Source organism: Streptomyces sp. NBC_00122 (genome assembly GCF_045160845.1).
Taxonomy (GTDB): domain Bacteria; phylum Actinomycetota; class Actinomycetes; order Streptomycetales; family Streptomycetaceae; genus Streptomyces.
Genome location: NZ_CP108191.1, coordinates 963432 through 975184, shown reverse-complemented (window position 1 = coordinate 975184; position 11753 = coordinate 963432). Strand labels below are relative to the sequence as shown.

General features: G+C 68.5%; 10 protein-coding genes. 7 read left to right on the top strand and 3 right to left on the bottom strand.

Annotated features, from left to right (window positions below; genetic code table 11):
* Window positions 1–75 precede the first annotated feature (75 nt).
* From OG737_RS04650 to OG737_RS04640, 3 genes are all read left to right on the top strand, one after another.
* Entirely contained in the window at window positions 76–777 is a 702-nt protein-coding gene (locus tag OG737_RS04650) for an HAD family phosphatase (protein ID WP_328924856.1), read from the top strand.
* 514 nt (window positions 778–1291) lie between these two features.
* On the top strand, window positions 1292–2896 hold the full coding sequence (locus OG737_RS04645; RefSeq protein ID WP_328924855.1) for an ABC transporter substrate-binding protein: 1605 nt from the start codon (window positions 1292–1294) through the stop codon (window positions 2894–2896).
* 71 nt (window positions 2897–2967) lie between these two features.
* Window positions 2968–4554: an ABC transporter substrate-binding protein gene (locus OG737_RS04640; protein ID WP_328924854.1), complete on the top strand. Its 1587-nt coding sequence runs from the start codon at window positions 2968–2970 to the stop codon at window positions 4552–4554.
* A gap of 76 nt (window positions 4555–4630) precedes the next feature.
* Here OG737_RS04640 and OG737_RS04635 read toward each other — a convergent pair whose 3' ends face one another.
* Both OG737_RS04635 and OG737_RS04630 read right to left on the bottom strand, forming a co-directional pair.
* A complete protein-coding gene (locus tag OG737_RS04635) occupies window positions 4631–5302 on the bottom strand; it encodes a response regulator transcription factor (protein WP_328924853.1) in 672 nt (223 codons plus the stop codon).
* A gap of 62 nt (window positions 5303–5364) precedes the next feature.
* On the bottom strand, window positions 5365–6249 hold the full coding sequence (locus tag OG737_RS04630; protein ID WP_328924852.1) for a RecB family exonuclease: 885 nt from the start codon (window positions 6247–6249) through the stop codon (window positions 5365–5367).
* A 167-nt stretch (window positions 6250–6416) separates the two neighbouring features.
* Here OG737_RS04630 and OG737_RS04625 point away from each other — a divergent pair, with 167 nt between their 5' ends.
* The 3 genes from OG737_RS04625 (at window position 6417) to OG737_RS04615 (ending at window position 9348) form a co-directional block, all read left to right on the top strand.
* Complete coding sequence (locus OG737_RS04625; RefSeq protein WP_328924851.1) at window positions 6417–7616, top strand: site-2 protease family protein; 1200 nt, start codon at window positions 6417–6419, stop codon at window positions 7614–7616.
* Window positions 7617–7634: 18 nt separating this feature from the next.
* Window positions 7635–8531, top strand: a complete 897-nt coding sequence (locus OG737_RS04620) for a tRNA (adenine-N1)-methyltransferase (RefSeq protein ID WP_150520350.1) — start codon at window positions 7635–7637, stop codon at window positions 8529–8531.
* 220 nt (window positions 8532–8751) lie between these two features.
* Window positions 8752–9348 (top strand): hypothetical protein, encoded by a 597-nt coding sequence (locus OG737_RS04615; RefSeq protein ID WP_405680211.1) that lies wholly within the window; start codon window positions 8752–8754, stop codon window positions 9346–9348.
* Window positions 9349–9352: 4 nt separating this feature from the next.
* Here OG737_RS04615 and OG737_RS04610 read toward each other — a convergent pair whose 3' ends face one another.
* The gene (locus OG737_RS04610) at window positions 9353–9673 is read right to left on the bottom strand and encodes a ferredoxin (RefSeq protein WP_328924850.1); all 321 of its coding nucleotides are present in this window, start codon (window positions 9671–9673) and stop codon (window positions 9353–9355) included.
* Between the two features lie 264 nt (window positions 9674–9937).
* Here OG737_RS04610 and arc point away from each other — a divergent pair, with 264 nt between their 5' ends.
* On the top strand, window positions 9938–11704 hold the full coding sequence (gene arc, locus OG737_RS04605; RefSeq protein ID WP_328924849.1) for a proteasome ATPase: 1767 nt from the start codon (window positions 9938–9940) through the stop codon (window positions 11702–11704).
* Window positions 11705–11753 lie beyond the last annotated feature (49 nt).

The following is an 11753-nucleotide window of genomic DNA, read 5'->3' as shown; positions in this document are numbered from 1 at the left end:
GGTCACCTGTTCCCGAGGGCACGTTCCCGCGGGCGGAGGTGACCGGCCTTCTCGTCCCCTGAGAAAGGCGTGCTCATGACCAGCACCGTTCCCGTCCCCGTGGTCCGTGCGGCCGACGGGCACGCCCTGCAGGCGGTGTTGCTGGACATGGACGGCACCCTCGTCGACACCGAGGGATTCTGGTGGGAGATCGAGGCCGAGATCTTCCGCGAGCTCGGGCACCGGCTGGAAGAGTCCTGGCGGGACGTGGTCGTCGGCGGCCCCATGAGCCGCAGCGCTGCCTTCCTGATCGAGGCGACCGGCGCCGCCATCGGCCTCGCCGAGCTCAGCGTGCTCCTCAACGAGCGCTTCGAGGCCCGCATCGCCGACCAGGTCCCCCTCATGCCCGGCGCCGAGCGGCTGCTGAGCGAGCTGGCCCGGCACAACGTGCCCACCGCCCTCGTCTCCGCCTCGCACCGCCGTGTCATCGACCAGGTCCTGCTCACCCTCGGCCGTGACCGCTTCACGATGACGGTCGCCGGGGACGAGGTCGCCCGCACCAAGCCGCACCCCGACCCGTACCTGCTCGCCGCGAGCACCCTCGGCGCGCACCCCGCCCGGTGCGCCGTCATCGAGGACACCGCCACCGGCGTCGCCGCCGCGGAGGCCGCCGGCTGCCGGGTCGTGGCCGTCCCCTCCGTCGGGCGCATCGAGCCCGCCCCCGGCCGGACGATCGTGCGCTCGCTGGAGGACGTGGACCTGCCGTTCCTGCGGTCGCTCATCAGCCCGCTGAACTGAGCTCCCGCGCCCGGAAGCACGCACCGGTACGCCCTGCACACGCTCTGTACCGAACGGAACGGCCGCAGGATGAAGGTCCGGCGAGAGGATCTTCCGCCGGAGGCCCCGGAGGCTGAAATTCCATCCCCTCCGGGGCGGTCGTCCCGGGTGACGTTGGTCACCCGTCAAGTGCCCGATACACCTGTTCCAGGCCTCCTATGCCTTCCCTTGTGTCCGGATTGATCAGCTACTGACCGAATCCGGGGTGGCCTCCGCATGGACAGCCAGTCCGCTCCCATCACAGTGCGAATACGCCCCAAGTCAGGCCAGTTCCAGCCATCCCGTCCCGGACCACTAGTGTCGAACCGGGCACCGCGCCGCACCTCAGCCGTCACCGGCACACACCCCTGTGCCGGGACCGCGTGGACCGATCGTCACTACACCGGCCCGATCGTTCCGCCCTGAACGGGCGACCGTCGCGAAGTGCCCTTTTCGCCGCTTTGAGCAAGTGCCGGTTACAGGGAGTACTTCCAGCATGAACCGCAAGACCATGGTGCTGACGGCCGCGGCCGGACTGCTCACGCCCACGCTCGCCGCATGCGGCAGCGCCAGCGGCGGAGGAGCGGGATCCGGAGCGATCGTCGTCGGGACCACCGACCGGTTCGAAGCAGCCGAATACGCCCCCGCCCCGTTCGACCCGGCCTACGCGTACGACGCCGGAGCCTGGAACGTCCTGCGCCAGACCGTCCAGACCCTGATGCACACCCCGCGCGGCGGCGGCCAGCCCGTCCCCGAAGCGGCCTCCGACTGCCGCTTCACCGACACCGGCAACGAGAGCTACCGCTGCACCCTGCGCCCCGGGCTCACGTTCGCGAGCGGCGACCCGCTCACCGCCAAGGACGTCAAGTTCTCCATCGACCGCGTCCGCGCCATCAAGGACGAGAACGGCCCGTCCGCGCTGCTCGCCAACCTCGACAACGTCGAGGTCAAGGGCGCCGACACCGTCGTCTTCCACCTGAAGACCCCCGACGCGACCTTCCCGTACAAGCTCTCCACCCCCGCCGCCGGCATCGTCAGCGAGAAGAACTACGGCGCCAAGAAGCTCCGCGACGGCTTCGACATCGACGGCTCCGGCCCGTACACGATGAAGGCCGAGGTCAAGAACAACCAGCTCGTCCGGGCGGTGTTCAGCAAGAACCCGCGCTACAAGGGCGACCTCAAGCTCCAGAACGACAAGGTCGAGCTGCGCACGTTCCCCGACTCCGCGGCCATGGGCAAGGCGCTCACCGACGGGAGGATCCACATGGTCTCCCGCACCCTGTCGCCCGCCCAGATCACCGAGTTCGCCGCCAAGCCCCCCAAGGGCGTCAAGCTCGTCCCGATGCCCGGCCTGGAGATCCGCTACCTCGGCTTCAACACCGAGGCCCCGGTCGTCAAGGACAAGGCAGTCCGCCAGGCCCTCGCCGCCGCCGTCGACCGTAACGCCCTCATCTCCAAGGTCTACGGCAAGTCCGCGCAGCCGCTCTACTCCCTGGTCCCCAGCGCCGTGACCGGCCACGTCAACTCCTTCTACAGCAAGTACGGCGAGGCCAACACCGCCAAGGCCGCCTCCCTGCTGAAGGACGCCGGCATCAAGACCCCGGTCAAGCTGACGCTGCACTACACCAACGACCACTACGGCGACGGCACGGCGGCCGAGTTCGAGGCCCTCAAGGCCCAGCTCAACTCCACCCAGCTGTTCGACATCACCGTCCAGGGCACCGACTGGGCCGACTTCCGCCCCGCCCAGAAGCAGGGCGACCACGCCGCCTACGGGCTCGGCTGGTTCCCCGACTACCCGGACGCCGAAAACTTCCTCGCCCCGTTCCTGGAGCAGGACAACTTCTTGGGCACGCCGTACTCCAACAGCGCGGTGCGCACCAGGCTCCTCCCCGAATCCCGGCGCGCCGTCGACCGCAACGTCGCCGTCCCCGCGATCACGGAGATGCAGGACATCGTCGCCGAGGACGTGCCCGTCCTGCCCCTGTGGCAGGGCAAGCAGTACGTCGCCGCACGCGACGGGATCACCGGAGTGGAGTGGTCGGTCAACGCCATCTCCGACCTCCAGTTGTGGGAGCTCGGCCGCGGCGTAAGCGGCTGAGCAAGGCAAAGACCGGCAGCGGGTGTCGCGGGCCGGAGCAACGAAACAGTTCGACTGTGAAGGACGTTCGCGTGAATCGACGTAACCAGTGGCTGGCAGCCCCGCTCGGCGCAGCCACCGCCGCCGCGCTGCTCAGCGGTTGCGGATCGACCGATGGCAGCTCCGAAGCCGGCAACGGCAAGGGCGTGGTCATGGGCATATCCGACAAGGTGAAGTCCACCGACCCCGCGTCGGGCTACGACCCCGGCTCCTGGCTGCTCTTCAACAACGTCTTCCAGTCGCTGCTGAGCTTCCCCAAGGGCGGCACGACGCCGGAGCCCGACGCCGCCCAGGCCTGCAACTTCGAGGGCGGCGACAGCAAGGTGTACAAGTGCACCCTGCGCGCCGGCCTGAAGTTCAGCAACGGCCACAGCCTGACCTCGAAGGACGTCAAGTACTCCTTCGAGCGCACGCTGAAGATCAACGACGAGAACGGCCCGGCCGTGATGCTCGCGTCGATCGCCGGCATCGACGCGCCCGACGACAAGACCGTCGTCTTCCGCCTCAAGACGTCCGACGCGACCTTCCCGAGCAAGATCGCCTCGGGTGCGGGCGCCATCGTCGACCACGCCGAGTACCCGGCCGACAAGCTCCGCACCGACAACAAGGCCGTCGGCTCCGGCGTCTACAAGCTGGACGCCTTCAACGACAAGAGCGCCAGCTTCTCGGTCAACGACTCCTACACCGGCAAGGCCAAGGCCAAGAACACCGGTGTGACCCTGAAGTTCTTCAACGGCGACCAGACCGCCCTCAAGACCGTCCTCGAAAGCGGCGACGTCGACTTCGCCTTCCGCGGCCTGGCCGCCAAGGACATCGCCGCCCTCGCCGCCGTCAAGACCGGCGACAACAAGGTCGACGTCGTCCAGGGCACCGGCGCCGAGGTCGAGCACATGGTCTTCAACATGAGCGACCCCGTCGCCGGCAAGCTCCCCGTCCGCAAGGCCATCGCCTACCTCGTGGACCGCGAAGCCCTCGTCAAGGACGTGTACGCGGGCACCGCCACCCCGCTCTACTCGATCGTGCCCGCCGGCATCGCCGGACACACCACCCCCTTCTTCGACCGCTACGGCGGCAGCCCGCAGGTGGAGAAGGCCAAGGCCGTCCTCAAGGCCGCCGGCATCAACGGCAAGGTCAAGATCACCCTGTACTCCACCCCGTCCCGCTACGGCCCCTCCACCGACCAGCAGTTCCAGGTCATCGCCAAGCAGCTCAACGACAGCGGCCTCTTCGAGGCCGAGATGAAGTCCGTCGAGTACGACCAGTACGAGAAGGACATCCAGGACGGCAAGTACGGCGTCTACGTGAAGGGCTGGGTCCCGGACTACCCGGACGCCGACAACTTCACCCAGCCGTTCTTCGGCCCGGACAGCGTCCTGAGCAACAACTACGACAACAAGGAGATCACCGGGACGATCATCCCGTCGACCTCCGCGAAGTCCGACCGCACCGCGGCCAACCCGGACTACAACCGGCTCCAGGAGATCGTCGCCGAGGACATCCCGATCCTCCCGCTCTGGCAGGGCAAGCAGTACGCCGTCTCCCGCACCAACGTGACCGGCTTGCAGTGGTCCCTCGACGCCTCGACCGTCTTCCGCTTCTGGGAGATCAGCAAGGGCTGACCCACCCCGTACGGCAACGGGCCGGCAACCGCGTCACGCGGCTGCCGGCCCGTTCCCGTACGCCCCTCGGGCCGCCCTACTGGGCGCCCGGCCGCACCAGCCCGCTCTCGTACGCGTACACCGCGGCCTGGACCCGGTCCCGCAGACCCAGCTTCGTCAGCACGTGCCCCACATGCGTCTTCACCGTGGTCTCGCTCACGAACAGGTCCGCCGCGATCTCCGCGTTCGACAGACCCCGGGCCACCAGCTTCAACACCTCGACCTCACGCTCCGTCAGCGTCCCCAGCGCGTCCGGCACACTGTCCTCACCCGACGGCAGATGCCCCGCGTACTTGTCCAGCAGCCGCCGCGTGATGCTCGGCGCCAGCATCGCCTCACCCGCCGCCACCACCCGGATCGCCTGCACCAGCTCATTGGCCGGCGCATCCTTCAGCAGGAAACCGCTCGCCCCCGCCCGCAGCGCCTCCACCACGTACTCGTCCAGATCGAACGTCGTCAGCACGAGCACCTTCGCCGGACCGTCCCGGCCCGGACCCGTGATCTGCCGCGTGGCCTCCACCCCGTCCATCCGCGGCATCCGGATGTCCATCAGCACCACGTCCGGCTGCAGCGCACGCACCTGGTCCAGCGCCTGCAGACCGTCCCCGGCCTCGCCGACCACCGCCAGATCCCCCTCCGCCTCCAGGATCATCCGGAAACCGGTGCGCAGCAGCGGCTGGTCGTCGACCAGTAGGACGCGGATCGCCACGGAACTACCTCGTATTCATCGGACGTCTCGGCGGGCCCGCCCATTCTGCCCTGGCCCGACGATCAGGAATCCGCCGGGCCGACCGCCCCGCCCCGCGGCGGAACCGACAGCGGATACACCGGCGGAGTCCCGCCGAACTCCGGACACACCGCCCGGTGATCACACCAACCGCACAGCTTCGTCGGCCGCGGCCGCCACTCACCCGTCTCCGTCGCCTCCGAGATCGCCTCCCACAGCGCGAGCAGCTTGCGCTCCACCCGCTCCAGATCCGCGACCACCGGGTCGTACGTCAGCACGTCCCCGCTGCCCAGATACACCAGCTGCAGCCGCCGCGGCACCACCTGCTTCAGCCGCCACACCACCAGCGCGTAGAACTTCATCTGGAACAGCGCACCCTCGGCATACTCCGGCCGCGGCGCCTTCCCCGTCTTGTAGTCGACGATCCGCACCTCACCCGTCGGCGCGACATCCACCCGGTCGATGATCCCGCGCAGCCGCAGCCCCGACTCCAGCTCCGTCTCCACGAAGAACTCCCGCTCCACCGGCTCCAGCCGCGTCGGGTCCTCCAACGTGAACCACCGCTCCACCAACGCCTCGGCCTCCGTCAGCCACCGCGCCAGCCCCGCCCCCTCGTCACCCTCCGGGAACAGCTCCGTCAGCTCCGGCTTCGCCTCCAGCAACCGGTCCCACTGCCCCGGGATCAACGCCTTCGCCCGCGGCGCCGTCCGCTCCTCGGCCGGATGATCGAAGAGCCGCTCCAGCACCGCATGCACCAGCGTCCCGCGGGTAGCCGCGGCACTGGGCTTCTCCGGCAGCCTGTCGATCACCCGGAACCGGTACAGCAACGGGCACTGCATGAAATCGCTCGCCCGAGAAGGGGAAAGGGAAGAAGGCGCCACGGCACTGGGCACCACGTCAGCCGGACCGTCACCGGGGCTCGTCGTCATGCGTAAAACCCTACGACCCGCGACCGACAGCACGCGCATACCATCGACGCAAAGGCACCTCGCACTGCATGATCGGTACATCACACCCCGCTACACCACCATTACGACGCACGCACCACAAACCCCCGGACCCCCACCCCGGAAACCCCCCAGAACGAAGGAAAGCCGTGGCAGACACCGACGAAACCGGCGAGCGCGGAGACCGGCGCTCCGGCCCGGGCGGCGGACTCCTCATGGGCCGCCCCTTCGGCGTACCCGTCTACGTCTCGCCCAGCTGGTTCCTCGTCGCCGCCCTCATCACCTGGGTCTTCGGCGACCAGCTCGACCGCGTCCTCCCGGACCTCGGCCCCGCCCGCTACCTCGTCTCCCTCTTCTTCGCCATCGCCTTCTACGCCTCCGTACTCGTCCACGAACTCGCCCACACCGTCGCCGCTCTCCGCTTCAAACTCCCCGTGCGCCGCATCCAGCTCCAGTTCTTCGGCGGCGTCTCCGAGATCGAGAAGGAATCCGAGACCCCCGGCCGCGAATTCGTCCTCGCCTTCGTCGGACCCCTCCTCTCCCTCCTCCTCGCCGGAGCCTTCTACCTCGGCATGCAGGCCGTCGACCCCGCCACCGTCCCCGGCGTCCTCCTCGCCGGCCTGATGATCTCCAACCTGCTCGTCGCCGCCTTCAACCTGCTCCCCGGCCTCCCCCTCGACGGCGGCCGCATGCTCCGCGCCGTCATCTGGGGCATCACCGGCAAACCCATGACCGGCACCATCGCCGCCGCCTGGATCGGCCGCGGCCTCGCCGTCGCCGTCCTCCTCGGCCTGCCGCTCCTCACCCACACCGGAGCCGTCGGCAACCGCAGCACCGAAATCGACGGCATGGACACCGTCATGGACGCCCTGCTCGCCGCCATCCTCGCCGCGATCATCTGGACCGGCGCCGGCAACAGCCTGCGCCTGGCCCGTCTGCGCGAACACCTCCCCGAACTCAAGGCCCGCACCCTCACCCGGCGCGCCATCCCCGTCGAGAACACCACCCCCCTCTCCGAAGCCCTGCGCCGCGCCACCGAAGCCGGCGCCCGCGCCATCGTGATCGTCGACGGCCACGGAGACCCCACCTCCATCGTCCGCGAAGCCTCCATCGTCGGCGTCCCCGAACACCGCCGCCCCTGGGTCGCCGTCAGCACCCTCGCCCGCGACCTCACCGACGGCATGAAGGTTTCAGCGGACCTCACCGGCGAAGAACTCCTCGACCACCTCCGCACCAACCCCGCCACCGAATACCTCGTCCTCGAACCCGGCGGCGAGATCTACGGGGTGCTGTCCACCCTCGACGTCGAAAGAGCCTTCGTGAAGGCCATGGCGCGGCCCCAGTCCTGAAGCCAATACACTGGTCACATGTCCGAACCGACCGGTGCCGCCCGCCGACGCGGGCCCTTCGAGGTCGGGGACCAGGTTCAGCTCACCGACCCCAAGGGCCGCCACTACACGTTCACGCTCGAAGCCGGGAAGAATTTCCACACCCACAAGGGTTCCTTCCCGCACGACGAGCTGATCGGTGCTCCCGAGGGCAGTGTTGTCCGCACCACGGGCAACGTCGCGTACCTCGCGCTGCGCCCCCTGCTCCCCGACTATGTCCTGTCCATGCCCCGCGGTGCCGCCGTGGTCTACCCCAAGGACGCAGGCCAGATCCTGGCCTTCGCCGACATCTTCCCCGGCGCCCGCGTCGTCGAGGCAGGCGTCGGATCCGGCTCCCTGAGCAGCTTCCTGCTGCGCGCCATCGGCGACCAGGGCATGCTCCACAGCTACGAGCGCCGCGCGGACTTCGCCGAGATCGCCACCGCCAACGTCGAACGCTACTTCGGCGGCCCGCACCCCGCGTGGCAGCTGACCGTCGGCGACCTCCAGGACAACCTGTCCGACACCGACGTCGACCGCGTGATCCTCGACATGCTCGCCCCCTGGGAATGCCTGGAGGCCGTCTCCAAGGCCCTCGTCCCCGGCGGCATCCTCTGCTGCTACGTGGCCACCACCACCCAGCTCGCCCGGACCGTCGAATCCATCCGCGAGTTCGGCTGCTACGCCGAACCGCAGCCCTGGGAATCGATGATCCGTAACTGGCACGTCGAGGGCCTGGCAGTCCGCCCCGACCACCGGATGATCGGCCACACCGGCTTCCTCGTCACCGCCCGCCGCCTCGCGGACGGCGTCGAGCCCCCGCTGCGCCGCCGCCGCCCCTCCAAGGGCGCCTACGGCGAGGACTACGACGGCCCCGGCAGCGACCGCTCCGCGTAGCCACCCGCCGGACCCACCCAACACGAAGGCGCTGTGGCGTAGTTCCCCGGACAAACCGGGAACTACGCCACAGCGCCTTTTCGTTGTCGCGACAACAGCCAAGCCCCGCCCCGCTGTCGGCGCCTCCGATCCGGCCGCCCCGGACCCGGTCGTTCCACCTCAGTGTGAGGTGTGGCACGATGCTGGCTCCCCGTCACCCTTCGCACAGGAGACACCCCGCGTGCCGCACAGCCCCGCCGAGCTCGCGCCCAATGTGGAAACCCTGGCGCACAGCCACGCCACACCCCTCCACTGGCTCGCCACGGCCACCGCCATGGCCGCCGTCATAGCCACCGCGGGACTCGTCCAGCCGGCCACCGGAACCCCCGTGGACACCGCCGGCCCCGCCGCGAACGGCCCGCAGGCCACCGCCCCCGACGCCGCGGCGGTCACCTACCCCCTCGACTGCAAAGGCGCCCCGCAGGCCGTCACCGCCACCGCCCAGGGCGACCTCGACGGCGACGGCCGCCCCGAGACCGTGGCCGCCGTCCGCTGCGACGCAGGCTCCGGCACCCCGCCCCACGCGATTTACGTACTCACCCAGGACCGGGCCGAGGGCGCCCGCCCCCGCGTCGTCGCCACCCTGCTCGACACCCCGCAGCGACAGACCGCCACCGATCTCACCGTGAGCGACGGAGTCGTCACCGCCACCCTCCTCGGCTACTCTTCACCGGCGATCCCGCGCTACAGCCCGGACGTGAAGAAGCTCGCCAAGTGGCGCTGGAGCGGCGGAAAATTCCGCCAGGAGCTGACGGACTCGACCGCCAGGAGTGTTTGAAGCGTCACTCGGCGTCGGGGCCGAAGACTTCCACCCCGTCCGAAACGCGCCTTACGTGGATGCAGTCACCCGGACATTCCTTCGCCGAGTCCACCACGTCCTGGAGCAGCGTCAGCGGAACCGGAGTGGTCGCCCCCGCCGCCTGCAGCAGCTCGTCCTCGGGGCTCTTCACATACGCCAGACCATCGATGTCCAGCTCGAACACCTCCGGCGCGTACTGCGCGCAGATCCCGTCCCCGGTGCAGAGGTCCTGGTCGATCCAGACCTCAAGCGGCTCGCCGGCCCCGCCGACGCCCGCCGTGGGAGCCTCCTGCTGCACGCTCATATCTCCTGCCGTTCCCTGCGCTGAGTGATCCATCCCGGTCACCACTCGCAGCAAGTCGCGCGAGCTCTGACGGGTGTTGAACACTTCGACCTTACAACCGGCCGCTTTCAGATGTTGATGGGTGGGTATTTCCTTGGCGTGAGGGAGTACGCAAGGGTGAAGATCGGACACACCTCTACCGTCTTTGTGATCTAGGGGTTTCAATCACCACCAGCCCAGGTAGGGTCAGGAAGCGTCCAGCTCCCCTTGGAGGAGGTGAGGACCGTGGCAGCCCACGACGACGACATCAACCGCGGCATCCGGCCCGGGCGAGGGTCTGAGGACCCCGCCGGCCAGGTTGCCTATCTCGAGCAGGAAATCGCCGTCCTGCGACGCAAGCTCGCCGACTCTCCGCGACACACGAGGATTCTCGAAGAGCGGATCGTCGAGCTGCAGACAAATCTTGCCGGCGTCTCCGCACAGAACGAACGACTCGCGAATACCCTCCGTGAGGCCCGCGACCAGATCGTCGCCCTCAAGGAAGAAGTCGACCGGCTCGCACAGCCGCCGGCCGGATTCGGCGTCTTCCTGCAGTCCAATGAGGACGGCACCGTCGACATCTTCACCGGAGGCCGAAAGCTCCGCGTGAACGTCAGCCCCAGCGTCGAGCCGGAAGACCTCCGGCGCGGCCAGGAGGTCATGCTCAACGAGGCCCTCAACGTGGTCGAGGCCATGGAATTCGAGCGGGCCGGGGACATCGTCACCCTCAAGGAGATCCTCGAGGACGGCGAGCGCGCCCTGGTCGTCGGGCACACCGACGAGGAGAGGGTGGTGAGGCTCGCCGAGCCGCTCCTGGACATCACCATCCGCCCCGGCGACGCCCTCCTGCTCGAACCCCGCTCCGGCTACGTCTACGAGGTCGTCCCCAAGAGCGAGGTCGAAGAACTCGTCCTCGAAGAGGTCCCGGACATCGACTACGACAAGATCGGCGGCCTGGGCGACCAGATCGAGCTGATCCGCGACGCGGTCGAGCTCCCCTACCTCTACCCGGACCTGTTCAAGGAACACGAACTGCGCCCGCCGAAGGGCATCCTGCTCTACGGCCCCCCCGGCTGCGGCAAGACGCTCATCGCCAAGGCCGTCGCCAACTCCCTTGCCAAGAAGGTCGCCGAGGTCACCGGCCAGCCCGCCGGAAAGTCCTACTTCCTGAACATCAAGGGCCCCGAACTCCTCAACAAGTACGTCGGCGAGACCGAGCGGCACATCCGCCTCGTCTTCCAGCGTGCCCGCGAGAAGGCCAGCGAGGGCACCCCCGTCATCGTCTTCTTCGACGAGATGGAGTCCCTCTTCCGCACCCGCGGATCCGGCGTCAGCTCGGACGTGGAGAACACCATCGTCCCCCAGCTGCTCGCCGAGATCGACGGCGTGGAAGGCCTGGAGAACGTCATCGTCATCGGCGCCTCCAACCGCGAGGACATGATCGACCCGGCCATCCTGCGGCCCGGCCGCCTCGACGTGAAGATCAAGATCGAGCGCCCGGACGCCGAGGCCGCGAAGGACATCTTCGCGAAGTACCTCAAGGCCTCGCTGCCCCTGCACACGGACGACCTGTCCGAACACCAGGGATCCTCGGACGGCACCGTCCACAGCATGATCCAGACCGTCGTCGAGCAGATGTACGCCGAAACCGAGGAAAACCGCTTCCTCGAGGTCACGTACGCCAACGGCGACAAGGAAGTCCTCTACTTCAAGGACTTCAACTCGGGCGCGATGATCCAGAACATCGTGGACCGTGCGAAGAAGATGGCGATCAAGGCCTTCCTCGAGCACAACCAGAAGGGCCTCCGCGTCTCCCACCTCCTCCAGGCCTGCGTGGACGAGTTCAAGGAGAACGAGGACCTGCCCAACACCACCAACCCCGACGACTGGGCCCGAATCTCCGGAAAGAAGGGCGAGCGGATCGTATTCATCCGTACCCTCGTCACCGGAAAGCAGGGCGCCGACACCGGACGCTCCATCGACACGGTGGCAAACACCGGTCAGTACCTCTGACGAAGCGGAGCGGCTGCGGATGCCCTCCCCGGGCATCCGCAGCCGACTG